Raw genomic sequence first — 25102 nt, 5'->3', positions numbered from 1 at the left:
ATAACCTCAGGGCGCCGCCACTAGCCTCGGCGCCACACAGCCCCCAACCTCGGAGAGAGAAGTGAAGGCACTCGTCGTCATCCCCACCTATAACGAGATCGAGTCCCTGCCCACGGCACTGGACCGGGTCCGCGAGCATGCTCCCGAGGCGGACATTCTCGTCGTCGACGACGGTTCCCCCGATGGCACCGGCGACTACGCCGATACCCGCGCGCACGAGGACTCCCACATCCATGTCCTGCACCGCTCGGAGAAGAACGGGCTGGGCCCGGCCTACCTCGCCGGGTTCTCCTGGGCGCTGGCCGCCGGCTACGAGCTCATCGTGGAGATGGATGCCGACGGCTCCCACCGCGCCGAGGACCTGGCCCTGCTCATTCAGCGCGCAGAGATGGCCGACGAGCCGGACCTCGTCATCGGCTCGCGGTGGGTCTCCGGCGGCGCCACCGAGGGCTGGGACGCCAAGCGCGTGGCCCTGTCCAAGGCCGGGAACCTCTACATCAACGCCATGCTGGGTCTGCGTGTCAAGGACGCCACCGCGGGCTTCCGGGTCTTCCGCGCCTCGATCCTGCGGCGCATGGACCTTGGGAAGGTTGAGGCTCTCGGCTACGGGTTCCAGGTCAACATGACCAAGCTGGTTGACGAGATTGGCGGCCGCATCGTGGAGATGCCGATCACCTTCCTGGAGCGGGAGGCCGGCCAGTCCAAGCTCTCCGGGGGAATCTTCACCGAGGAGCTGTCCCTCGTGACCCGTTGGGGAGTGGCCAAGCGCTCCGGCCAGCTGCTCGATGCGGCCAAGCTCGCTGGAAGCAGGCTGCGCGCCGCCCGCGACAAGCGCCGCCGGGCCACCGCCGGGTACCGGCAGCAACGTCCGTCGAGCTCATCGCGGCAGAAGCGCTCCTAACGGTCCCGTCAGCCGCCGACCCGCTCGCGGTAGACCTCACCGCTGCGCAGCGCCTCGAGGCGCTCATTGAGGAGAACCTCGAGCTCATCGACCTTGCGGCGCTCCAGGAGCATGTCCCAGTGGGTGCGCGGGGTCTTCTTGGGCTCGTCGGGCTCGGGCTCGTCCTCACCGCGCCGGGCGGCGAGCTGACCGCACTCGGGGCACTCCCAGGTGGGAGGCACCTCGGCCTCGGTGGACATCGGGATCCTGGTGACGTGCGCCATCGGGCACTCGTAGCTGATGATCATCCGCTCGGCGAACTCGACGCCGTCCTCCGACTCCATCGACTTCGCGCCGATGGTCATGCCTCGCAGTGCGCGGTCTGCCATGCTTCTGGTCTCCTTGTGGCTCGTCTCTCGTGGTGTCCTGGTTCTGATGGGTTCCCACCGGGTTCCCCGGCATCGACGCGATCAGGGTAATGATGATACCGGTTGGCGTCTAACGCGACGTCGTCGACCCGTGTCAGCGAAGAACCTTCCCTTCCGTCAGCATCGCCGGAATCGCCGGAACAGGCGTCTATAGCCTGTGCGGGCCAGCGGGGACCGGCATACTTGGTCCCATGGCTCAGCGCATCGGCATTCTCACGGCGGGCGGCGACGCCCCGGGACTCAACGCAGCGATCCGAGGCTTCGGAAAGGCGGCGATCCAGCAGCACGGCTGGGAGCTCATCGGCTTCCGGGACGGCATGCGCGGCCTGGCGGAGAACCGCTTCACCGAGCTCGACCCGGCCGCTCTGTCCGGGATCCTCACCACCGGCGGAACCATGCTGGGAACCAGCCGGGACAAGGTGCATCGGATGATGGTGGATGGCGAGCCCCGCGACATGGTGCCCACCATCGTGGAGAACTGTGAGAAGGACGGGATCGACGCCCTGGTCTGCCTCGGTGGGGGTGGGACCGCGAAGAACGCCAAACGCCTCATGGACACCGGTCTCAACGTCATCCACCTGCCCAAGACCATTGACAACGACATCGTCCACACCGACTCCTCCTTCGGCTTCGCCACGGCCCTGGAGATCGCCACTCAGGCCGTGGACCGCTTGCACTCGACGGCGCACTCCCACCACCGCATCATCCTCACCGAGATCATGGGGCACCGAGCCGGATGGCTGGCCCTGGGCGCCGGCATCGCCGGCGGGGCGGATGTCATTCTGCTGCCGGAGATTCCGTACTCGGTGGACGCGATCGCGGACAAGATCGAGCGGCGCCGCTCCCACGGCTCGTCCTTCTCCGTGGTGGCTGTGGCCGAGGGGGCGCTGTCCGTGACGGATCACGCCGAGCTGGAGCACGCCCGCGCCCTGGTCAAGGACGCCTCCAGCCCCGAGCGCAAGGCGATGGCCAAGCGGGGCGTCAAGCGCCTGGAGGCCTCCCACCGCGCCAACACCTTCACCCTGGCCGAGCAGCTGGAGAGCCTGACCGGGCTGGAGGCGCGCGTGTCCATCCTGGGGTACGTCCAGCGCGGCGGCTCGCCCTGCGGAGCGGATCGTCTCCTGGGCACGCGCCTGGGCGTGGCGGGAGCCAACGCGATCGCAGAGGGCCGCTACGGCGTCATGGTCGCCGACCGCGGTCACGGCACGGAGCTGGTGCCGCTCAAGGATGTGGCCGGCCACACCAAGTTCGTCCCGGCCGACCACGAGTGGATCCAGGCCGCTCGCGCCGTGGGGACCGCGCTGGGGGACTGACGGACCCCGCCCTGAGCAGCGAAGAGCCGGGCCTCAGCGGGACAGGAGCGGCCCCGGAGTCCAGGCGATCTCTCCGGGCCCCACACCGGCGGGAGCGTCACCGGAGACGATAACGTCTGCGCGCCGCCAGGGACGGTCCTTGGCGAAGAAGAGGCGCTCACCGGCCATCCACCAGTGCCAGAAACGCACCGACTCCTCGGCGTCGCCGTTGACTCCCTCAGCGATGTCCCGCTTGATGCCGCGGCGCTCGGCCACGTTGTCACCGGTCTGGACCCACACGTGTGCGTCGATGAGGCTGCGCACTGCGGCCAGACCCGCCCCGGTCCCCTCGACGAGGACCAGGGGAGAGCCGGCCGGGATCCGGATGGAGCCCTCGCGTCCGTGCTCGCGCCACTTGTACGGGACAAGGTCGAGGCTGCCGGCCTGACGCAGTTGAGTCAGGGTGTCGACGTACAGCTGGTCCCAGTCGTAGAGCGGCTCGTTCCAGATGAGGTCATCCAAGTGAAAGGCCTGCGCGCCGGGGACGGCCGCGGCCAGCGCCGTGGTGAGTGTGGTCTTGCCCGAACCGCCTCGCCCGTCGACAGCGATGATCGCCGGCCGCCCCTGGGGCGTGCCGACAAGGCTCAGCAGGTGCGCCACGAGCTCATCGGTAGCGCTGACCTGCCACTGGGTGACGGCGGGTTCCTCGGGCTGAAGCTCGATGGACTGGTCGGCATCGACCCGTCGGTGGCTGTCGGCGGGCTTGATCTGGTCACAGCACATGGTGGATCCTTTCAGGCAACGGCTCATGAGGGTCAGATCGAGGATCTGACCGCGCTTCTCGCCGGCCTGCGGGACAGTGCCGACAGTGGTGAAACCATAGCGCTCGTGCAGGCGCACCGAGGTCACGTTACCCGCGTCGATCAAGGCGATTAGGTCTGTGCCATGTGCCACTATGGCGCGTCCATGGCCCTTGGTCTCACGTGAGGGCATAGTCATTTGTTCGATGTTATCGGGCGACGATTGTGCCGGACACCGTCGTATGACGCCGCAGCACGGTCCTCAGCAGAACAAGCCTCATCCACTTAACGCCGATAATGTACATTATGTCATTCTCATTGGCGTGGTGCTCTCCCAAGGCGCGCCGCAGGATGTCGCAGGAAGATGACCGCTGAGCCGCACTGGCTCCTCCCAGCCTGGAGAACTACTGTCCGTAGCCGTGTCCACGATCCCTCACTCCGACCACTTCCCCACTGCTGTCTTCCTCGGTGATTCCATCACCACCGGTTGGCGAGCCCTGAGCCATCCTCGCAATCGCTGGACCTCGCTCGTGTGTGAGCATCAGCGGTGGCGGGAAGTGAACCTGGCGGCGGACGGCCTGGGCTTCTTCGCACGACGCGGGGGCCATCTGCCCGGCGGGCAACGCTCGCCGTCGTGCCGTGACACCACCTGGCTGGAAGCCGTTCTGCGTTGCGAGCCCGACGTCGTCACGATCAGCCTGGGCCTGAACGACGCCGCCTTCCTCCCCTCTCAGCGTGAGCTGGTCGAGCAGGCGATCGACCACGACCTCAGCTTCATCGCCACACGCCTGCGGGGTGCACCGGTCATCATCGCTCCCTACTTCCCCTCCCTGGACGGCGGCCCACGTTTCCAGGCCATCCACCGCCTCGTCCACGAGAAGGCCACCTCCCTGGGCCTGACCTCGACCGACGCCTTGAGCGCGGCCATCGACGGCGACGAGGACCGTCTGGCCATCGACCAGCTCCACCCCGACGACGCCGGACACGCCCAGATGGCCCGCGCCATGATCTCCTTCTACGCCGAAGTCTTGCCCGGCACGTAACACTTTCGCCCACGTTTACGCAGGTCAGTTAGGTAATGAGCCCCTCGAGGCATATGCTTGGCAGTAGATCGCACTCACCGTGACCGACTGAAGGAGCTCGAGGACCCACTCGTGGAGTCACACCGCGAACCCACACTGGCGGATGTCGCCCAGGCTGCAGGCGTCTCGCTGACCACAGTCTCCCGCGTACTCAACAACCGCGGCTACCTCTCCCAAGAGACCCGGGAGCGGGTGGCTGAGGCGATCGCTCAGCTCAACTACCGTCCCAATCAGATCGCCCGAGCACTGCACGGCAAGTCGACGCATTCGATCGGACTGATCGTCCCCACCGTCGCTCTGCCCTTCTTCGGCGAGCTGACCGAGCATGTCGAGGACTTCCTCGCAGAGCGCGGCTACCGGACCTTCGTCTGCAACTCCATGGGCAAGGCGGATCGGGAGCGTGAGTACCTCGACCTGCTCGTCTCCCACCGGGTCGATGGCATCATCTCCAGCGCCCACAACGACGGTCTGGCGGACTACAGCTCGATTCACCTGCCCCTGGTCAGTGTCGATCGGGACCTCTCCCCCGTCGTCCCCAACGTCCGCTGCGACAACGAAGCCGGCGGTCGACTCGCCGCCGAGCACCTGCTCAAGCGGGGGGCGCGCCGCCCGGCCCTGCTGACGTCGCGCACCGGAATCCACAACCTGCGGGAGAGGGGGTACCGCCAGGTGCTCCAGCAGGCAGGTATCGAGCCGGTGGTCCTCACCGTCGACTTCAACACGCCCAATAGCGAGCGCCCCGGCCTCATTCGCGAGCGGCTCAACCTCGTGGCCGACGACATCGACGCGGTCTTCGCCACCGATGATCTCGCTGCCGCGCAAGTGATGGAGTGGGCGGCCGAGCGCGACCTGAGGATCCCGGACGACTTCAAGGTGATCGGTTTTGACGGCACCATCGCCATGCAGCACGCTCTGCCTGCGCTGACCACGATTCAGCAGCCCATTGCCAAGCTGGCACGAGCGGCAGTCGACCTGCTCCTGAACCGGATCAAGTCGACCACCGCCGTCTCCTCGGAGAACAAACAGTCGAGTGAGTCTGGGAGCGCCCAGCAAGCCCCCTCCCCCATGCCGGTGAGACTGCTGCCCGGCCGTACCGCCTAGCAAGCCGCTGAGGATACGTGTGGGCCCCGACCTTGATGGTTGGGGCCCACACGTATCAGTGTCGCAGACAGTCCTTGAATGGATCAGGCATTGGCCTGTGCGGCGTCGACCTGAGCATCCTTCTTGTCGTCATCGGAGTCGTCGGTTTTGCGCACGACGTCGAAGAGGGCCTCGCCCCGGTGAATCGTTCCAGCACCGTGCTCCTCGATGCCCTTGTAACCCTGGGCGTTGGAGACGACGATCGGGGTGACGGTCTGGTAGCCGGCGGCTCCGACGGCGGCCCAGTCGACGTCCACCAGAGGCATGCCGCGCAGAACCTTGTCACCGGCCTTGACCTTGGGACTGAAGTGCTTGCCCTCGAGCCGGACGGTGTCCATGCCGACGTGGATGAGCAGCTCGACTCCGCTGGCGGCTCGCAGACCGTAGGCGTGACCGGTCGGGAAGGCCACGAGGACCTCGCCGTCGACCGGGGAGACGACCGGCCCCTCGGCGGGGGCGATGGCCATGCCCGGCCCGAGCATGCCGGAGGCGAAGGTCTGGTCCTCCACCTCGGACAGCGGGATCGCGCGCCCCTGGATCGGAGCGGTGACGGTGAAGTCCTCGGCGGCCTCGGCGGGCAGCTCGACGGTCTCGGCATGCTCGGCCATGGCCTCGGCCTCCAGGGCGGCCTCATCGGCGTCGACGTCGTCACCGGCCAGAGAGGCCTTACCACGGGTAGTGCCATAGGCGAAGGCAGCGCCGAAAGCAGCGAAGAAGACGATGACCTCGAGGATGAGGTACTTGACGATGTCGTCAGGAACGATCGAGACGAAGCCAACGAATCCGGCGGCGCCCAGAGCCTGGTTGTGGATGTCGAGCAGGGCGACGGCGGCGCCCCCGAGGGAGGCCACGCCCATCCCGATGAAGAATGGCCAGCGCAGACGCAGGTTGACACCGAAGATGGCGGGCTCGGTGATACCGACGATCGCCGAGACACCACCAGCACCGGCCAGACCCTTCATCTTGGAGTCCTTGGTCAGGAGGAAGACCGCCAGGGTCACGGCGCCCTGGGCGATATTGGCCATGGAGGCGATCGGGAAGATGAAGGAGCCGGGACCGCCGCTGCTCATCTGTGCGATGAGAGGCAGCTCCACTGCCGGGAAGGACTGGTGCAATCCGGTAACGACGATCGGCGAGTAGACCAGGCCGAAGAGGAAGCCACCCACGGGTCCGGCGGTCGTGTACAGCCAGCTCAGGCCGTTGGTGATGCCGTCGGAGAGCTCACGTGCCAGAGGGCCGACGACGACGAAGGTGAGGAAGCCGGTCACCAGCAGCGTGATGAGCGGGGTCAGCAGGAAGTCGGCAGTTCCCGACAGGCGCTTGTGAAGCCATTTCTCGATGTATGCCAGCAGCCATGAGACGCACAGGACGGGGATGACCATGGCCTGGTAGCCGATCTTGTCCACCGTCAGGCCGAAGAGGTGCCACACCTCAATGGTGCCGGCCTGTCGAGCCGTCTCGATCTCGTAGGCGCTGGTCAGTTGAGTGGAGACCATGGCGGCCCCCATGGCCGCACCCAGGTAGACGTTGCCTCCGAAGCGCTTGACTGCGGAGAAGCCGACGAGCACCGGCAGGAAGGCGAAGGCTGCCGAGGATACGAGGTTGATGACGTCGTCGTAGTCGGCAAGCCACGAGAACCGGTCGACGAGTCCATAGGCGCCAGTGGGGTTGTCCGAGGTGACAAAGGAAGGCGCAGTGAAGAAATCGGCCGTGAGGACGTTGTGAATCGCCATCATGAGACCGCCGGCGACCAGGGCCGGAAGCAGCGGGACGAAGATATCCGCGATTGCCTTGATGAAGCGGGAGAGCGGGTTGCCGCCCTTGGCGGCCTGCTCCTTGGCCTCGTCCTTGGAGACCTCCTTGACCCCTCCGGTTCGGATCATCTCGGAGAAGACGAGGTCGACGTCTCCGGGTCCGACGATGATCTGGAACATGCCGCCCGCGATGAAGGTGCCCTTGAGGTCGGGGTCCTTGTCGAGAGCCTTCTGGTCGACCTTGTCCATGTCATTGAGGACAAGACGCAGACGCGTTGCGCAGTGCGCTGCTGCGTTGATGTTGTCGGCGCCACCGACGTACGTCAGGACGTCCTTCGCCACGCGGGCGTGATCCATTGCCACCCGGGGGTTCCTTTCTCGTGATGGGACCGCAGCACCTGGGAGGGCGGGGAAACCCAACGGTCGGGATCATCGCTGACTCCCTGCGGCCACACCTGTGTCAATCGATAGTCACATTACAGTGAGTTAGAGCACCCTGCAACCGGAGAGAAGGGTTCTGATCTATTCCCTGAGGCTTATTCACAGGGGTAGCCAACGCCGGCATCTGCGCAGGTCACAGCGTGTTTGATGGATGCTGTGAATAAGCCTCCCTGTCTTCGCCCTGCTCAGAAACTCTTTGCTCCCGTGGCGACGCGAGGTCGGGAAGGCCTCAGGACGGTGCGAGAGTCCTCGTGCTGCCAGTTGTCAGCGCAAGGCTCCCCTCCACCATCAGCCGTGCTCCCGAGCTGTTGATGTCGACGAAGCTGCGCAGGGTGAGGACCAGCGCCCCGTCACCGACGAAGACCTCAGTCAGCGAGCGGTCATGGATGACCTCCAGCACCGGCTCGCATCCTTCAGGAAGTGTCACTGCGCGCGTGGAGCCGTGCTGGGTATAGCGGGAGGTGGAGCGATCCACCCGAAGCACCCGCCCGTCCAGGGTGATGTCCACGTGCGAGTCATCCGATCCGATCCGCAGTCCCCACGGCCCCGTGGTCTGCTCTGCGTCGGCCTCCAGGTGCAGCTGCCAGCTGCGGTGCCCACTGAGGTCATCGACCTCGTAGATGCCCGTCTCCAGGCACTCACCCACGAGAGCCGGTTCGCCTGCGGCGGATGGGAGACAAGCGGCAGGGCGCTGGATGAGTCGGCCCGCTTTGAGTCTCAGCATCCGAGGCATGCTCAGGGCGTGGACCCACTGTCCGGTCTCGATGGAGGGCTGGTCGTCCTCGGAGGCATTGCCCGCCCATCCGGTCAGCAGCACCGGCCCTGGCTCGGAGGGACGCCGGGCGAAGACCTGAGGGGCGTAGAACTCGAAGCCCCGGTCGACCTCGTAGAAGACCCCGCCGGTGTCTCGCAGCTCAGTACCCACGAGGTGACCCACCGTATAGACGCAGGGGAAGATGTTCTCAAAGCCCTCCCTGTCGGGAGTGATGCCCTGCGGGCACCAGATGAGAACGTCCCAGTCCTCACCGGTGTCCTCGTCCTTCAGCCGCACCAGGCCGGGGCACTCCCACATGTACCCGAAGGAGTCGAAGGTGCCTCCCGCCCCGGGGAAGCGTAGCTCTCCCTCCAGCTCCCAGGAGACCAGGTCCCGGGAACGGTACAGGACTGCGGCTCCGGTCTCGTTGGCGCGCTGGACCCCGATGAGCATCCGGTACTCCCCCGGCCGGTCGACGTCGCGGAAGACCTGCGGGTCGCGGTAGTGGGCGGTGTATCCCTCAGCATGGGTGGGGATGAGGGGGTTGCCGGGCCACTTGGTGAAGTCGGTCAGGTCACCACTGGTCACCAGGCACTGGCTGGCGGTGCGCTCGTCGGTGACCGGATCCTTGAGGTTCCCGGTGTAGAAGAGGTGGTAAGGAACCTGAGCGGCTGCGCCGTCGAGCTCGGCGTACTCCAGCACGATCGCGTTGCCGGAGTACGCCCCGGAGCGGTCGTAGGAGGAGTCCGGGATGACGGCGGGGGCGTGGTGGCGCCAGTGCAGCAGGTCCGTCGAGGAGGAGTGCCCCCAGTAGACCAGCTTGCGGTGGGGGTGGAGGGGACTGAGCTGGTAGAAGGCGTGGTATGTGTCGCCGTCGACCAGCAGCCCATTGGGGTCGTTGAGTCGTCCCACCGGTGGGACGACGTGGAAGCAGGGATAGTCCGGGTCATCAGCCGCCGTGGATGTGGCAATCGCATCCAGGGCCAGGCCCTTGAGGTCCTCAGTCACGATTGGATGTTAGCAGGGCCACTGTCGCGTACTGGGGCGGTTGGTTCTCAGTGGAAGTACGGGACGATGAGCCACAGACCGAATAACGCGATCATGGCGGCAATGGCGATGAAGACGCCCGCCAGGACCTGAGCCAGACGCACTCCCTCGACCTCGCCGGCCTCATGCTTGGCGTGCACGGTGGCCAGCATGCGAGCCGCCAGGGAGCAGATGGTGAGGATGAAGGCGGTGCCCAGCACCGTCACTGACGCCACCAGCCCCAGCGAGCCCCAGTCGATCGCCATACCGGTCATGCCATGGAACCTGTCGTCATCCGATGCGTACTGTCCTGGTCCGTCACGCCGTTGACGATCTCGGAACGCACCTCGTCCAGCGTCAGCGGTTCACGCCCCAGCTCCGGCTCCTGCTTGACGACGACGACCTCGGAGGCGTCATTGACGTTGGAGAAATCCACCCGGTTGTGGCCCGCCTGCCGGATGATGGCCAGGGCTCCGAGGATGAGCAGGCAGATGACGGCGATCGTGCCCGGCACTCCACCCTTGACCGCGACATAGGACGTGGCGGCACCCACCAGGCCTGAGCACGGAAGCGTCACCAGCCAGGCGATCCCCATCTTGCCTGCGGTTCTCCACGAGACCTTGGTGCCCCGACCGATCCCAGAGCCCAGAATCGACCCAGTGCAGATGTGGGTGGTGGACAGGGCGAACCCCAGATGGGAGGAGGCCAGGATCGCCACCGTTGAGGCGGTCTCGGAGGCGAAGCCCTGCGGCGCCTCAACATGCACCAGCCCACGTCCCATGGTGCGCATGATGCGCCACCCGCCCGAGTAGGTGCCCAGGCCGATGGCGAGGCCCGCTGCGGCGATGACCCACCAGTGGGGGCTGGTACCGGCCTGCTGGTAGCCGCCGGCCACCAGCACCAGCGTGATGACCCCCATGGTCTTCTGCCCATCAGACGTGCCGTGAGACAGCGCCACCAGCGAGGCAGTGACCCGCTGACTGTTGCGGAAGAGCCTCTCGGAGTAGGGGTTGGTCGGATGCGCGATGCGATAGGCCAGGGCTGTGGCCAGCGCTGCCGCCAGCCCCGCCACCACTGGTGCGATGACGGCGGGCAGGATGATCTTGGAGATCACCGTCCCCCAGTGGACTCCCTGGACCCCGGCCGCCACCATGACTGCTCCGATGAGTCCTCCGAACAGGGCGTGGGACGAGGATGACGGCAGTCCGAACAACCAGGTCGCCAGGTTCCACAGGATGGCGCCGGCCAGACCGGCGAAGATCATGGCCGGCGCCGCTTCGATCACCGTGTCGTCGAACATCCCGTGAGAGATCGTCTTGGAGACCTCGGTCGACAGGCAGGCGCCGATGATGTTGAGCACGGCGGCGACCAGAACCGCTCTTCTGGGTGTGAAGGCGCCTGTCGCCACCGACGTCGCCATCGCATTGGACGAGTCGTGGAAACCGTTCGTGAAGTCGAAGATGAGGGCCGTCACGATGACAACGATCACGAGGAAGAGAATGGTGCTCATACCGTTCCCGATGAGAGATCTGGCTGACCCTCTCGACCGCCCTGGCAGACGGCTGCGGAGGTCCGGGTCGCGTGAGCGCAACCCACCAGTATTGTTACCCGCCGACCCCCCTGCTGCCTAACCAATCGCATACGAGCCTCGCACCGGTTCCGGACGTCTCATAAGCACGTCATGCTCACTCCCCAGCAACACGGTCTTTCGTCCCATCTCAGGGGCAAAGCCGCTGAGCCAATTGTCACGTTCCTCAAGTGCCTCTCGACATGGTGGCTTACCCATGAAGGAGGGGCCCGTCACGATAGGGTCACCGCATGGCAGCGGACACCACGAAGAGCCTGGACAGTATTGGCAGCGGCACCCTCCCCGACCCGGGGATCGACTCCGAGTCGACAACGGACATCGATCTGGGTATCGACCTGGGAACGACACGTACCGTCGTGGCGCGTGCTGATCGGGGAAACTATCCCGTTATCAGCTTCACCGACGAGCACGGTGACGAGCACGACTTCATCCCCTCACTGACCGCACTGCACGAAGGCGCGCTCGTTCATGGTTTCGCCGCCAGGCAGGCCGCTCATCAGGGGGCTCCGTTGTTGCGCAGCCTCAAACGGGTCCTGGCCTCCCCCACACTGACGGCCTCGACACCGGTACGGCTGGGAGACCAGACCTTCTCCGTTTTGGAGGTTCTCACCAGCTTCCTGCGCCATCTTGAAGGCGAGCTCGCTGAGCGGGGCATCGACATCTCGCGCGCCCGCGTGGTGGTCGCAGTGCCCGCCCACGCCTACGGGGCTCAGCGCCTCCTGACTCTTGAGGCCTTCCAGCAGGCAGGATTCCGTGTCGCCGCCATGCTCAACGAGCCCAGCGCAGCCGGATTCGAGTACACGCATCGCAAGGCGACCACCGTCTCCTCCAGGCGCACCCGGGTGCTGGTCTACGACCTGGGCGGCGGCACCTTCGACACCTCGCTGGTCGACGTCATCGGCACGTCTCACGAGGTGCTGGCCTCTCGCGGTCTGGGAGACCTGGGCGGGGACGACGTCGACCTGCTCATGGCCACGATGGCCCTGAGCCGGGCGGGCATCAGCGAGGAGGACCTCTCCCCCACCGAGCTCGACGACCTGCTGGACCAGTGCCGGGATGCCAAGGAGCGCCTCACCCCTCAGAGCCGTCGGGTGCTCGTCATCCTGAGAGGCCAGGACGTCGTCCTGCCCGTGACCGACCTGTATGAGGCCTGCACGCCGCTCATTGAGCGGTCCTTGGCCACGATGGCGCCTCTGGTCGGCAGGCTGGACGACGGGAGTCCGGATCTGACCGATATCGCCGGCGTCTACCTGGTCGGCGGCGCCTCGGGTCTGCCTCTGGTGCCCAGGCTCCTGCGGGAGCGCTTCGGTCGCCGGGTTCACCGCTCCCCCTACCCCGGGGCCTCCACCGCGATCGGCCTGGCGATCGCGGCGGACCGCACCAGCGACTACGACCTCACCGACCGGCTCTCACGGGGTTTCGGCGTCTTCCGGGAGGCCGACGGCGGTCACCGTCTCACCTTCGACGCGATCCTCAGCCCCGAGTCCGTCCAGGCCTCTCCCGGTGGCCGGGAGGGAACGGTGCTGACCCGCGAGTACGATGCGGCGCACAACATCGGCTGGTACCGCTTCGTGGAGTGCGCCGGTGTCGACGAGGGCGGCGAGCCCCGCGGCGAGATCGCGCCCTACCAGGACATCGTCTTCCCCTTCGAGGCGCCGCTGCGGGACGTCGACGACCAGGAGCTGAGGACCTACTCGGTGGAACGGCGCGATCACGGACCGCGGATTCAGGAGCACTACCGCGTCGATGAGGCCGGTCTGGTTCGCGTCACCATCACCGACCTCACCGATGGATACAGCCGCCGCTACGTTCTGGGCAGGCGCACCCTGTAGGCGCAGGCCGGCCCCACCGTGGGTCAGGAGCGCGCGGCATCGGAGACCCGGGTGAGAGCCCGGGTCTCCTCGTCGCTGACCTCGAGGGTCAGCGCCTCCAGGATCGGCCGCAGCTGGCTCAGGTTGCGCGCCGAGGCCAACGGAGAGGTGACGCCGGGACGATCACGCAGCCAGGCCAGTGCCACCGCTGCCGGCTCCACCCCGTGATCCGCCGCCACTGCGGCGACGGTCTCAACGACGTCATAGCACTCCGGCCGCTGGTAGTCGGCGACCATTCCAGCCCTATCGCCACTGATCGGCTCGTCTCGGCGGTACTTCCCCGTGAGGAAACCGGCGGCCAGGGCGAAGTAGGGCATGAGCCCCATACCGAGCTCGGCCGCCACCTGCCCCCTGGCACCCGGGCCTTCGACGTCGTCACGGTGAAGAAGGTTGTAGTGGGGCTGAAGGACGATGGGTCGAGCACACCCCTGGGCGTCGGCGATGGCGAACCACTGCCGGATGCGCTCGGGCGTGTAGTTGGACAGCCCCACATGCCGGATCCTGCCGGCGAGGCGGGCCTCGTCAAAGGCGCCGACGGTCTCCTCCAACGGAGTGGACTCATCGTCGAAGTGGGCGTAGTAGATATCAATGACGTCGGTGCGCAGCCGCGATAGCGACTCCTCCAGCGCCCGGCGGATGTTGCCGGCGCTCAGACCCGGACGGTCGGGCTTCGTGGAGACCTTCGTGGCCAGAACCACGCGCTCACGGACAGGACGCGAGGCGAGCCAGGCACCGATCACCGTCTCCGACTCCCCTCCTGAGTTCCCCGGAGCCCAGTAGGAGTATCCGTCAGCAGTGTCAATGAGGTTCCCGCCGCCGTCCAGGTAGGCGTCCAGCACCTCGAAGGAGGTCGTCTCATCGGCCGTCCAGCCGAAGACGTTGCCTCCCAGCCCAATGGGGCTGATCCTCAAGTCGGCCAGGGTACGGGTGGGATATCCAGTCATCTTGCCTCCTGGTGTGAGAGCGCCGCCGAGAGCTGCACCGCGGCGACAGTCGCCTTGTCATGAGTCGGATCGACTCGGCCAGGATATGTGTGAGGCTGGAACCGTCACCACGGTTCCAGCCTCGGCGAACAAGCGGTCTGATGGCGCGCGCACCGGGGCGCTCAGATGGCCTGCTGCCGCTTGGCGGCGCGACGTTTGGCCAGCTCGTCCTCGACCAGCGGCGTGCCGAGCGCCTGAGCGTGATCGACGGGCAGGTCCGCCAGCGCCCCCTCAACCTCGTGCCACACCCGCCCCACGGCAATGCCGAAGACGCCCTGGCCGCCGGCGACCAGATCGACGACCTCGTCGGCAGAGGTGCACTCGTAGACCGAGGCGCCGTCGCTCATGAGGGTGATGGAGGCCAGATCCTCGACACCGCGGGAGTGCAGGGCGCTGACGGCCGTGCGGATCTGCTGGAGCGAGACCCCGGTGTCCAGAAGGCGCTTGACGACCTTGAGGACCAGGATGTCGCGGAAGGAGTAGAGCCGTTGGGAGCCCGATCCCTTGGCGCTTCGAATCGACGGCTCGACCAGCCCGGTGCGAGCCCAGTAGTCGAGCTGGCGATACGTGATACCGGCGGCGCGGCAGGCGACCGGCCCTCGGTAGCCCGAGTCGGCATCGAGCTCAGGCAGCGGGTCACCGAACAGCATGCCCTGAGTACGCTGAGGCCTTGCTATCGCACTGGCTTCATTCATGCTCACGACCTGCTCCTGTCGCCGGAAGAACACACACCTGAAACTGGTGCGGCGGCACGCCTCGTGCGGCCACGGCTCCACGATAGGGCCACTTGGGGCGATGCTCAACGAAGGGCACGCCCCATCTCGGTGTGCCGTCAGGCATGAATCTCTAGCTGAGGTCAACAGTCGCCGTCCAGGCGCCGACTATTCCCCGCGATGAAGCCAGTTCTCTGACAGTACGACACCGACGACAAGTGACGCAGATTACAACATTAGTCACACGAGTCACATCAGTCCCGCGTGTCGTCGTCGGCCAGATCATCGGTCTCCGACAGCATTCGCTGCCACCGCTCAAGCCGCTCCGCGCCGTGGTCATCACTGAGATCCACAGCCCTCAGGCGCGTCAGCGAGCTGCTGGCGTGTACCGGGAACCGGTGATATCCGCTCAGAAGCAGCCCCTCCCCCGGAGTGCAGGCAACCGTCGTCACCCGATCCGTACAGGCAGGAGTCTCAACGACGAGCCTGGCGACGATGCGCGCGTCATCGTCGACGTCGAGCTCGGTGCGCCCGATCCGACCACCCAGGGCCTCGACGACGTCGTCAAGGAGCCGTGGCCAGGAGGGCGACCGGTGCGAGCCGTGAGCCTGCAGTACCAGCCCCTCGTGCGCCGTCACCGGAATGGCCAGCATCGCCGGCCCTCCGTCCTCCACGAGAACGGCGACCAAGCCGTCATCAGGATCGGTGGATCTGACACCCACCAACTGCATCAATGGCACGTTCCAACCCTACGGGAGGTAGCCACCCCTGTCCCGGGAACACGCAACCGATGCGCGCTGACCTTCGTCGACACGCGCGGCCCGGTCTGGTCAACGCCCACCGGGCGTGCGTGCACCCGCTGTCAGCCCAGAGCGTCAACGGCGCGACGCAGCAGAATCGTGTGCAGATCCGCGACGAGCTCGGCCAGCTCCCGAGCCGTCTCCTCACCGGCACTGCGCGACCGCGACCGGCGCGGAGCCACCGCCTGGTCGATCGTGTCCGCCTCCCGCTCAGCTGAGGCGCGCACCGCGCGCAGGTTGCGCAGGGGCACTCCCTTACGGGTGATCTCCATGGCCAGACGCACGGTCCTCAGGTTCTGCTGACTGTAACGCCCACGAACATCGGGGCTGATAAGTCCAACGGCGACGAGCTCCTCGATCTGTGACTCACTGGCACCGGAGTGGGACAGGAGTGCCTCCAGGTCCATGGGGCCGTCGTCGACGATCTGGCCATCTCGGGCGACCACCCGGGCAACAGGCTGAGGAGCGGGGGCCTCGACGTCGGCGTCCAGCCGCGCCAGACGGTCACGGATGACGTGCAGCGGGAGGTACTCGTCGCGCTGCACCGCCAAGGCGTAGCGCAGACGCTCCAGATCCGCCTGCGAGTAGCGGCGGTACCCGTTGCCGACACGATGAGGGCTGATGAGCCCCTCACCCTCGAGATAACGAACCTTGGAGATCGACAGGGCCGGGAACTCCACCTTGAGAAGATCCACCACCTGCCCGATCTTCATGACAGGCTCTCGAGAGATGCCGCGGGGCCAGGTCTCGCCGGCCGGGCGCTCAGAGGCCTCAAGCAAGGAGGAGGGGGCGTCTCGCTTCTTGCTTCGTGCGGTTGCGGCGCTCACCGAGACGCGGCTCCGCCCTGGGGACCGGGGTGGTAGGTCATCCGGTACTTGCCGATCTGGACCTCATCGCCGGAGCGAAGAGCCACCTGCTCCACGCGCGTGCGATTGACATACGTCCCATTGAGCGAACCGGAGTCACGGACCCCGTATCCGCCGTCGGGAAGAGATGAGAAGACCGCGTGCTTCCTGGAGACGGTGACGTCGTCGAGGAAGATGTCGGCACGGGGGTGGCGCCCCACGGTCGTCTCCTCAGCATCCAGGAGGAACCGCGCACCAGTGGTCGGCCCGTGGTGAACAAGGAGAAGCGCCGTTCCCGACGGCAGGGCAGCGATAGCGGCGGCGTCCTGCTGGCTCAGCCCCACCACCGGGGAGTCAACTGAGTTGGCGACGTCGACGACCCCGAAGGTCTGTGTGGAGGAGGGATCCTGCTCGATCGGTCTGCTCGACATTATTCCTGCCCCTCGGTTCCTTGCGGCGCCCGGTGCGCCGCCTCAGGGACCACAATACCGTTCGTTGCACCGCCGTCGAGTCAACACCACGACGCGGTTGTCCATGATCAACCAGGAGCCTACCCGTTGCACGCCCGCAACGACGCCCGCGGGGTGACCGGAAGCACCGATCGAAGGTCTCAAACAGGTCACGGCCCTCCATTGATGTTGCTCAGGCTAGGACGAAGGTCTCACAGGTACGGAGCTGGTCTGAGTCCTCAGAGAACCACCGAGCCAGTGCGTTGAGCGGTCAGAGCACGTCGCAGGTCGTCAAGGCTCTTGAGGACGAGCCGGCGCAGGGCCGACGGTGCCTCGGGGTGCGTCGCGAGCCAGCTCTCGACCGCTTGGACATCCGCCTCGTCCCCGCAGACGGGGAAGAGCCCGACGACCAACCGGGTGGCGATCTCCTGACCGCGCCCGAACCACAGTCCTTGAAGCTCCTGGAGGTAGCGGGGGGTGAAGGACTCGGTCAGCTCCCGGTGAGCGTCGACGGCGAAGCCCGCCACGAGGGCGTCGATGTGGTCGTTGCTCAACGCGGTGTCGGTCAGGAGCCGGTCGAAGATCTCGGCCTTGAGGTCCTGGTGGGGCATCGAGATGGAGGCCTGCAGGTGATGGGTGATGCCACTGGCCGTCGGGTCCGCCTTCCGCTGCGCCTGGAGCTCGTCGGTACTGACGGCGTCCAGGCGCGCCAAGGCGGTCAGCGCCCGCCACCGCATATCGGCGTCCAGCTCCAGGCCGGGCAGAGCGCCCTTCAGGATCTCGCGTGCACGAGCGGCCGCCTGGGCGCGGCCCGCCTCACCGAGCGCCCGTGCCTGCCCGGCGGCCTCCAGCCAGGCGCGGGCGCGCACGATCTGGGCGTCGGAGCCCGGCGCGGCAGCCCGGAGCCTGCCCCACCCGCCGGGCAGGACGACCGGCTCCGTCTGTTTCGAGGACTCGGTCGAATCACCGGTCGAGTCATCGGCCACGAGGCGCTCCAGGAGTGCGCGCCGCGTGTGCGGGTCGGCGTACCTGCAGGCGGCTCGCAGCGCCTGGTTCAGCAGGACGGTCAGGGTGCTCGGCTCGGTGTCATCGTCGGCGTGCGCCAGGACGGCCTGGACGAACCTCTCGGCGCTGATGACCGCGTCACGTACCAGGTTGTGCAGCATCGACCAGGCCAGGGACCGCGCCATGGGGTCGCGGAGGGCCCCGAGAGAGGTGGTCAGACAGGACAGGGAGGTGTCGTCAGGCCGCACGACGGCGTAGGTGAGGTCCTCGTCGTTGACGACGACGAGATCGAGGGCGGGCAGTCCCACTGCCTCGGCGACGTCGAGCTGATCGGTCTCCAGAGTGACCGGCAGCCTGTGGGTGCGCACCAGCGCTCCATCCCCGTCGAAGGAGTACAGGCCGACGACGAGCGTGTGCGGACGCAGCACGCCCTGCCCGGTCACCGGGTCGGTTCCCTCCTGTCTCAGGGTCAGGGAGGCGATCCGTCCCTCATGAACGGTCAGCTCGTCGGTGATGACCGAGGGGCCTGCGGTGTGGAGCCAGGCGCGGGCCCAGTCGTGCATGTCGCGGCCCGAGACATGGGAGAGCACGCGCAGGAAGTCGTCCAGGGAGGCGTTGCCGTAGGCCCTGCGCTCAAAGAGGAGCCCCGAGGCCTTCAGGAAGGCCTCCTGGCCGACGTGGGCGACGAGCTGCTTGAGGACGGCGGCCCCCTTGGCGTAGGTGATGCCGTCGAAGGCCTGCCGGGCGGCCTCGACGTCGTCGACCCGGGCGACGATGGGGTGGGTGGTGGCCGGTCGGGAGTCCTCCAGGTAGGCCCAGGCCTTACGGGTGGAGGCGAAGCTCACCCAGGCCTCGGTGTAGCCGGCCGCCTCGGCCTGGGCCCAGGTGCCCTGGTGATCGGCGAAGGACTCCTTGAGCCAGGTGTCCTCCCACCACGTGGGGGTCACGAGGTCGCCGAACCACATGTGACACATCTCGTGGAGGATCGTGTTGGCGCGTCCGGCCCTCTGGGAGCGGGTGACCGGTCCCCTGAAGAGGTAGAGCTCCTCGTTGAAGGTGACGCAGCCCGGGTTCTCCATGGCTCCGAGGTTGTACTCCGGGACGAGCACGCTGTCGTAGGAGTCCCAGGGGAAGCCGTAGGCATAGGCGCGGTCGTAGAGGTCCAGGCCGGCGCGGGTCAGGTCGAGGAGCTCGGCGGCATCGAGGTGCTCGGCCAGGCTGGCGCGGCAGGACCAGGACAGGGGGATCGTCAGGCCCGGACGGCTCGGGGACGTCCATTGCCCGGCTACCTGGTGCCAGGGGCCGGCGGCCAGTGCGGTGAGGTAGCTGGGCAGGGGCCTGGAGGCGGCGAAGGAGGTCACCTCACTGCCGGAGTCGGTGCCGGTCGGGGCCTGGGGGCTCGATCCGCCTGCCTGCGGACGGGTGTTGGACATGACCGTCCAGCCGCGGGGGTGAGTGACCTCCAGCGAGAAGCGGGTCTTGATGTCCGGCTGCTCCATGACCGGCCAGGCCCGGCGCGCGTCGGAGGGCTCGAAGTGGGTGTAGAGGTAGGTGGCGCCGTCAACCGGGTCGTGGAAGCGGTGCAGCCCCTGACCCGAGTTGGAGTAGAGGCCGCGCGCCGTGATCTCCACCGTGTGCTCACCCGCGTCGAGGACGGGCAGCTCGATGCGGGCCCCGTCCCAGGTCACCGGGGCGGGTTGCCCGTCGATGCGGAGGGAGTCGACCGCCTGCCCCACGAAGTCCGCCCAGAGGCCCTCGGTGCGTCGCCTGATGTCCAGGCGCATCAGGCAACGCACCCCGAAGGCGGCCTCGTGACGGACGGTGGCTCCGGTGACGTCGACGGCCACGTGGGTGGAGGGCACCTGACACACGGAGGATCGCCAGGCGGCCTCCTCGTGACGCAGGTTCGTGGGGCTGTCTGAGCGGGCGGGCGCGGTGGTCGTCATGGGCCAGAATCTAGCGCCATGCGGTCGCGGCCGAGACCTCCACGAGGCGGGTACGAGGCCTCATCGGGTCTCAGTCCCACTTCTCCTCGGTGCGCTCGGGCGTGGCCCACAGGGTGTGGTAGACGCCCTCGACGTCATCAGTGCGGTGGTAGGTGTGCGAGCCGAAGAAGTCCCGCTGCCCCTGAATGAGGGCGGCCGGAAGGCGCCGTGAGCGCAGCTGGTCGACGTAGGCCAGGGAGGAGGCGAAGGCCGGGGCGGCCACGCCGGTGGTGGCGGAGGTGGCCACGACCTGGCGCCAGGCGGGCAGCACGCTGGCCAAGGAGGAGGCGAAGACCGGCGCCGTGAGCAGACTGGCCAGAGCCGGGTTCTCATCGTAGGCGCGGGTGATGTCGTCCAGGAAGCGGGCGCGGATGATGCAGCCGCCTCGCCAGATGCGGGCCATGGCGCCCAGGTCGATGTTCCAGTCGAACTGTTTGGAGGCGGTGGCGATCTCGTCGAAGCCCTGGGCGTAGGCGGCGATCTTGGAGCCGTAGAGGGCCTGCTTGACGGCGTCGACGAAGGCGCGTCGCTCCTCGGGGTCGGTCAGGGGCGCCTGCGTGGTCCCCGCAGCGATGTCGGCGGCCTGGACAGCGGTCCGCGCCGCGCCGGAGGAGGAGACCGCGCGTGCGAAGGTGGCCTCGGCGATGGCGGGCACGGCCACTCCCAGCTCGAGGGCCGTCTGGGTGGTCCACACACCGGTGCCCTTCTGGCCGGCGGCGTCGACGACGACATCGACGAAGGCCTCACCGGTGGCCGCATCGGTGTGGGACAGGACCTCGGTGGTGATGTCGATGAGGTAGGAGTCGAGCTCGGAGTCCTTCCAGGAGCCGAAGACCTCGGCGATCTCCTCCACGGTGAACCCGCCGACGTGGCGCAGCAGGTCGTAGGCCTCGGCGATGAGCTGCATGTCGGCGTACTCGATGCCGTTGTGGACCATCTTGACGAAGTGGCCGGCGCCGTCAGGGCCGACGTGGGTGCAGCACGGCGTGCCGTCGACATGGGCGGAGATGGACTCCAGCATCGGCCCGAGGCGGTCGTAGGACTCGGCGGTGCCGCCGGGCATGATCGAGGGACCGTTGAGTGCCCCCTCCTCACCTCCGGAGACCCCCATGCCCACGAAGTGCAGGCCGCGCTCACGCAGCCAGACCTCGCGGCGCCGGGTGTCGGTGTAGAGCGTGTTGCCGGCGTCGACGATGATGTCACCGGGCTCCATGAGGGCGGCGAGCTCCTCGATGACCGCCTCGGTGGCCGCTCCGGCCTGGACCATGATGATGGCCACGCGAGGTGTGCGCAGCGAGGCCACGAAGTCCTTCAGGTCGGCCGCGGGCACGAAGTCGCCCTCGGAGCCGTAGCGTTCGATGAGCCTGTCGGTGCGGGCCAGCGTGCGGTTGAAGACGGCGACCGCGTGGCCGTGACGAGCCAGGTTGCGGGCCAGGTTCGCTCCCATCACCCCCAGCCCGAAGACACCGAGATCGGCTGTGGCCGGTGCGGGGGTGAAGCTGCTCATGGAAGTCCTTTCCTGTGCCGCAGCACCTCATGACGGCGCTGCGGTTCCAAGCCTTGGTGGCGGACGATACTGGTTGCGCTCTGCGAGGACCCTATCGCGTCCCGTCCTCGTGCACGAGGAGCGTCCGTGGTTCAGACGTGCCCCGAAGGACGTGCGACGGCTCACGGCAGGCCTGTCCCTGCCGAGAGAGCCGCCTGCGAGGGCGCTAGAGTGACGTGTGCGGCCAGTACGGTTCTCCGAGCCAGTGCGGCGGCCCTGACCAGACCCGTCTCTAGTCTCTGTCAGATCGCTGCAGTGCGCCGACGGCCCGCTGGTGGCGCCTGGTCCGCCGTTCGTCGATCCTCAGAAAGGCTGACGTGTCCAGCTCCGACTCTGCGACTCCGTTTCCGTCGTCGAGACCCTCGCGGGCGGCCAACCCGCTTCTCGACGCCCGCGACCTTCGCCTTCCGCGTATCGCGGACCCCTGCGTCCTGGTGATGTTCGGCATCACCGGTGACCTGGCTCGCCACAAGCTCCTGCCCGCCATCTACGACCTGGCCAATCGCGGCCTGCTCTCCCCCAGCTTCTCCCTGGTGGGGGTCGGCCGGCGCTCCTGGTCCGACGACGACCTGCGCGGTTACGTGGAGGAATCGGCTCGGGCGGGCGCCCGCACTCCGTGGCGTCCCGCCATCTGGGAGCAGCTGGCAGCGGGGATGCGCTTCGTGGAGTTCGCCTCCTTCGAGGACGACGCCGCCTACGACCAGCTCACGGCCGTGGTGGATGACCTGGATGCCACCCGGGGCACGCGCGGCAACCGCGCCTTCTACCTGTCGATCCCCCCGGGATGGTTCCCAGCAGTCACCGAGCGGATCGCCCGCTCCGGGCTCGTGGAGGAGTCGGCCGACGCCTGGCGGCGCGTCGTCGTTGAAAAGCCCTTCGGGCACAACCGCTCCAGCGCCTGCGAGCTCGACGACCTCGTGGGACGCATCGTGCGTCCCGACGACGTCTTCCGGGTCGACCACTACCTGGGCAAGGAGACAGTGCAGAACATCCTGGCGCTGCGGTTCGCCAACACGATGTTCGAGCCACTGTGGAACCACCGCTACGTCGACCACGTCCAGATCACCATGGCCGAGGACATCGGTATCGGCACCCGGGCCGGCTACTACGACACCATCGGCTCGGCTCGCGATGTCATCCAGAACCACCTGCTCCAGCTCCTGGCGCTGACCGCGATGGAGGAGCCCACCAGCATGGAGGCGGCCGCAGTGCGCCTGGAGAAGGAGAAGGTGCTCAACTGCGTACGCCTGGAGCGCGACGGAGTCCTGGACCTGGACCTCACCACAGCCCGCGGCCGTTACGACGCCGGCTTCCAGGGAGGGCTGCCGGTGCGGGGCTACCTGGAGGAGGACGGCGTCGCCGACGACTCCCGAACCGAGACCTTTGCCGCCCTGCGCCTGGAGATCGCCAATCGCCGCTGGGCCGGTGTGCCGTTCTACCTGCGCGCCGGTAAGCGCCTGACCCGCCGGGTCACTGAGGTCGCCGTCGTCTTCAAGCAGCCGCCGTTCCTGCCCTTCGAGTCGGCGGCCACCACGGCCGTGGGGGCCAACACCATTGTGCTGCGCATTCAGCCCGATGAGGGCATCACGCTGCGACTGGCCTCCAAGGTCCCCGGAACCCAGATGGAGCTGCGCGACGTCTCCATGGACTTCGGCTACGGAGCCACTTTCAACGAGGAGTCCCCGGAGGCCTACGAGCGCCTCATCCTCGATGCGCTCCTGGGTGACGCCCCGCTCTTCCCCCACCAGCGCGAGGTCGACCTGTCCTGGCGCATCCTGGATCCCGTCATCGAGCACTGGAGCGCCGGCGGGAGCCCCGAGGGCTATCGCCCCGGCTCCTGGGGGCCGACCAGTGCCCACGAACTCCTTGCCCGCGACGGCCGCACCTGGAGGCGCTCATGATCACCACACTGACCGCGACAACCACCTCCCGGATCGTCTCCCGGCTGGTGGAGCACGAGGGGACCTCCGGCTCCTCCCGCGTGCTGACGCTCGTGATCTCCACCGACGAGAAGGGCCTGGAGGATGCGCTGTGCGCCGCGCACGGTGCCAGCCGGGATCATCCCAGTCGAATCATCGCCGTCGTCAAGCCGCCTGAGGAGGACACCGGCCGCGTGACTCCGCGCAGCCGTGACGGACACGTCTCAGCCCAGGCCGGAGGGCACCTGGACGCCGAGATCCGCGTCGGTCACGACGCCGGTGCCGGCGAGACACTGGTCCTGCGGCCTTGGGACGAGGCGGCTCTGCACACCGACACGCTGGTGGTCCCCTTCCTCCTGCCCGACGCCCCGGTGGTCGTGTGGTGGCCGACGACCGTCCCCGAGATCCCCTCGCAGGACCCCTTGGGTCGTCTGGGCTCCACACGCATCACCAACACTCCCGCACAGGACTTCCCGGCCAGGGCGCTGCGGGAGCTGGCACCGGTGAGCGTGCGCGGCGACATCGACCTGGCCTGGACCCGCATCACCCTGTGGCGCGCCATGGTGGCCTCCACCCTGGACCCGCTGCTGCGAGCGGGCAGCCTACGGGAGGTGGTGGTGGCCGGCGAGCCGAGGAACTCCTCGCTCTGCCTCATGATCACCTGGCTGCGGCTGCGGCTGGACGTGCCGGTCACGCGAGTCGATGAGGAGGGTTTCAAGGGCATCTCCTCCATCACCGCCAGAACCGACGACGGCGAGATCATCATCGCCCGCCACGACCTGGAGCGGGTTACGATCACGCGCCCCGGCTCCTCCGAGCCCCAGGTGGTCACGATGGCCCGACGTGAACCGATCAGCACCCTCAATGAGGAGCTGCGCCGGCTCACCCCTGATCTCGTCTACCAGGAGGTCCTGGCCTCACTGCTCGAGGAGCCCGTCAATGGCTGACTGCACACCCGCCGCCCGGCAGATCGCTGAGATCCAGTCGGCCGCGGCCACGGCCGCGACACCTGACGTCGTCGTGGTCCCAACACTGAGCGACGCCGCCGAGAGGGCCTGCCAGGACACCATACGGATCCTGGCCGCAGCAGTGGCGGACCGGGGAGTCGCCCACCTGGCGCTGACAGGCGGTTCCGGGGGGATGGCACTGGCTGAGGCGCTCGTGCCGCTCATCACCGCCCAGCCCGAACCGGTGCGGCGCGCCATTCACCTGTGGTTCGGTGATGAACGCTTCGTCCCCGTGGGTGACCCGGAGCGCAACGATCTGCTAGCCACGCCGCTCATTGCCGCGGGCATCAGGGAGTCTCAGATCCACCGGCTGGCCGCTCCGAACGAGGTCGGCGGTCTGGATGAGGCGACGGCCCGCATGGTCCACGAGCTCGAGTCGGCGGACCTGGCCCACGGCGGCTTCGACGTCGTCCACGTGGGACTGGGACCTGACGCGCACGTCTGCTCGCTCTTCCCCGGGCACCCGGCCGCGCTCGCGGTGGGAGCTCCGGCTGTGGCCGTGCGCAACTCGCCCAAGCCGCCTGCTGAGCGCTGCTCCTTGACCTTCGAGGCATTGCACCGTGCCGGTCGGGTCATGGTGGTGGCCGGCGGTGGGGGCAAGGCCGAGGCGGTTCGCCTGGGGCTGGGCACCCCCGATGTGCTCAAGGCGCCGGCCTCGTGCTGCCGGGGGGAGCAGACCACCTGGTACCTGGATGAGCCGGCCCACGCTCTGATGGCTGTCTGAGTCCGATTCGTTCGCTGCTGGCGCGCTGCGGGTCGACGCCCCCAGGAACTCGTGTCGGTGGGTGAGGCTA

The 25102-nt window shown here is 67.5% G+C and carries 21 protein-coding genes; 8 read left to right on the top strand and 13 right to left on the bottom strand.

From position 1 onward, the window contains the following. The first annotated feature begins 61 nt into the window (after positions 1 to 61). On the top strand, positions 62 to 901 hold the full coding sequence (locus BKH32_RS06675) for a polyprenol monophosphomannose synthase (protein WP_075249209.1): 840 nt from the start codon (positions 62 to 64) through the stop codon (positions 899 to 901). A gap of 8 nt (positions 902 to 909) precedes the next feature. On the opposite strand, the gene BKH32_RS06670 is transcribed toward BKH32_RS06675, so the two are convergent. Next, complete coding sequence (locus tag BKH32_RS06670; protein WP_075249208.1) at positions 910 to 1269, bottom strand: RNA polymerase-binding protein RbpA; 360 nt, start codon at positions 1267 to 1269, stop codon at positions 910 to 912. Positions 1270 to 1499: 230 nt separating this feature from the next. Between BKH32_RS06670 and BKH32_RS06665 the strand changes: the two genes are divergently transcribed. Beyond that, positions 1500 to 2621, top strand: a complete 1122-nt coding sequence (locus BKH32_RS06665; RefSeq protein ID WP_075249207.1) for a 6-phosphofructokinase — start codon at positions 1500 to 1502, stop codon at positions 2619 to 2621. Positions 2622 to 2654: 33 nt separating this feature from the next. Here BKH32_RS06665 and BKH32_RS06660 read toward each other — a convergent pair whose 3' ends face one another. Next, positions 2655 to 3500 carry a hypothetical protein gene (locus BKH32_RS06660; protein WP_430383790.1) on the bottom strand — a complete coding sequence of 282 codons (846 nt, stop codon included), beginning with the start codon at positions 3498 to 3500 and terminating at the stop codon, positions 2655 to 2657. A gap of 319 nt (positions 3501 to 3819) precedes the next feature. Here BKH32_RS06660 and BKH32_RS06655 point away from each other — a divergent pair, with 319 nt between their 5' ends. Then, on the top strand, positions 3820 to 4443 hold the full coding sequence (locus BKH32_RS06655; protein ID WP_075249206.1) for an SGNH/GDSL hydrolase family protein: 624 nt from the start codon (positions 3820 to 3822) through the stop codon (positions 4441 to 4443). Positions 4444 to 4554: 111 nt separating this feature from the next. After that, positions 4555 to 5583 (top strand): LacI family DNA-binding transcriptional regulator, encoded by a 1029-nt coding sequence (locus BKH32_RS06650; RefSeq protein ID WP_075249205.1) that lies wholly within the window; start codon positions 4555 to 4557, stop codon positions 5581 to 5583. An 83-nt stretch (positions 5584 to 5666) separates the two neighbouring features. Here BKH32_RS06650 and BKH32_RS06645 read toward each other — a convergent pair whose 3' ends face one another. The 4 genes from BKH32_RS06645 to BKH32_RS06630 form a co-directional block, all read right to left on the bottom strand. After that, positions 5667 to 7733 (bottom strand): PTS beta-glucoside transporter subunit IIBCA, encoded by a 2067-nt coding sequence (locus BKH32_RS06645; RefSeq protein WP_178384571.1) that lies wholly within the window; start codon positions 7731 to 7733, stop codon positions 5667 to 5669. 313 nt (positions 7734 to 8046) lie between these two features. Further along, positions 8047 to 9579: a glycoside hydrolase family 32 protein gene (locus tag BKH32_RS06640; RefSeq protein WP_075249203.1), complete on the bottom strand. Its 1533-nt coding sequence runs from the start codon at positions 9577 to 9579 to the stop codon at positions 8047 to 8049. Between the two features lie 47 nt (positions 9580 to 9626). Next, positions 9627 to 9872, bottom strand: a complete 246-nt coding sequence (locus BKH32_RS06635; protein WP_081376724.1) for a hypothetical protein — start codon at positions 9870 to 9872, stop codon at positions 9627 to 9629. Continuing rightward, positions 9869 to 11107, bottom strand: a complete 1239-nt coding sequence (locus BKH32_RS06630; RefSeq protein ID WP_075249202.1) for an inorganic phosphate transporter — start codon at positions 11105 to 11107, stop codon at positions 9869 to 9871. Before BKH32_RS06630 ends, BKH32_RS06635 begins: the two co-directional genes overlap by 4 nt. Before the next feature lie 308 nt (positions 11108 to 11415). Between BKH32_RS06630 and BKH32_RS06625 the strand changes: the two genes are divergently transcribed. Beyond that, entirely contained in the window at positions 11416 to 13017 is a 1602-nt protein-coding gene (locus BKH32_RS06625; protein WP_075249201.1) for an Hsp70 family protein, read from the top strand. 23 nt (positions 13018 to 13040) lie between these two features. Here BKH32_RS06625 and BKH32_RS06620 read toward each other — a convergent pair whose 3' ends face one another. From BKH32_RS06620 to gndA, 7 genes are all read right to left on the bottom strand, one after another. After that, a complete protein-coding gene (locus BKH32_RS06620; protein WP_075249200.1) occupies positions 13041 to 14000 on the bottom strand; it encodes an aldo/keto reductase in 960 nt (319 codons plus the stop codon). 161 nt (positions 14001 to 14161) lie between these two features. Further along, positions 14162 to 14689 (bottom strand): MerR family transcriptional regulator, encoded by a 528-nt coding sequence (locus BKH32_RS06615; RefSeq protein WP_075249199.1) that lies wholly within the window; start codon positions 14687 to 14689, stop codon positions 14162 to 14164. Between the two features lie 317 nt (positions 14690 to 15006). Next, the gene (locus BKH32_RS06610) at positions 15007 to 15483 is read right to left on the bottom strand and encodes a DUF151 domain-containing protein (protein WP_075249198.1); all 477 of its coding nucleotides are present in this window, start codon (positions 15481 to 15483) and stop codon (positions 15007 to 15009) included. A gap of 131 nt (positions 15484 to 15614) precedes the next feature. Further along, the gene (locus BKH32_RS06605) at positions 15615 to 16379 is read right to left on the bottom strand and encodes a MerR family transcriptional regulator (protein ID WP_178384569.1); all 765 of its coding nucleotides are present in this window, start codon (positions 16377 to 16379) and stop codon (positions 15615 to 15617) included. Then, positions 16376 to 16828 (bottom strand): FHA domain-containing protein, encoded by a 453-nt coding sequence (locus BKH32_RS06600; protein WP_009397707.1) that lies wholly within the window; start codon positions 16826 to 16828, stop codon positions 16376 to 16378. Before BKH32_RS06600 ends, BKH32_RS06605 begins: the two co-directional genes overlap by 4 nt. Before the next feature lie 257 nt (positions 16829 to 17085). Beyond that, positions 17086 to 19797, bottom strand: coding sequence for an aminopeptidase N (gene pepN / locus BKH32_RS06595; RefSeq protein WP_075249197.1), 2712 nt, complete (start codon positions 19795 to 19797; stop codon positions 17086 to 17088). A gap of 70 nt (positions 19798 to 19867) precedes the next feature. Continuing rightward, the gene (gndA, locus tag BKH32_RS06590; protein WP_075249196.1) at positions 19868 to 21343 is read right to left on the bottom strand and encodes an NADP-dependent phosphogluconate dehydrogenase; all 1476 of its coding nucleotides are present in this window, start codon (positions 21341 to 21343) and stop codon (positions 19868 to 19870) included. A gap of 356 nt (positions 21344 to 21699) precedes the next feature. Here gndA and zwf point away from each other — a divergent pair, with 356 nt between their 5' ends. From zwf to pgl, 3 genes are read left to right on the top strand one after another with little or no spacing between them, the layout of a single operon-like run. Next, the gene (gene zwf, locus BKH32_RS06585) at positions 21700 to 23283 is read left to right on the top strand and encodes a glucose-6-phosphate dehydrogenase (RefSeq protein ID WP_075249195.1); all 1584 of its coding nucleotides are present in this window, start codon (positions 21700 to 21702) and stop codon (positions 23281 to 23283) included. Next, entirely contained in the window at positions 23280 to 24248 is a 969-nt protein-coding gene (locus BKH32_RS06580; RefSeq protein WP_075249194.1) for a glucose-6-phosphate dehydrogenase assembly protein OpcA, read from the top strand. The genes zwf and BKH32_RS06580 overlap by 4 nt, the downstream gene beginning before the upstream one ends. Further along, positions 24241 to 25032, top strand: coding sequence for a 6-phosphogluconolactonase (gene pgl, locus BKH32_RS06575; RefSeq protein ID WP_075249193.1), 792 nt, complete (start codon positions 24241 to 24243; stop codon positions 25030 to 25032). The genes BKH32_RS06580 and pgl overlap by 8 nt, the downstream gene beginning before the upstream one ends. Positions 25033 to 25102: the final 70 nt, after the last annotated feature.

The sequence above is a fragment of the Actinomyces oris genome (assembly GCF_001929375.1).
Lineage (GTDB): Bacteria > Actinomycetota > Actinomycetes > Actinomycetales > Actinomycetaceae > Actinomyces > Actinomyces oris_B.
The sequence above is the reverse complement of the archived record's forward strand: the minus strand, read 5'-3'. Positions and strand labels throughout refer to the sequence as shown.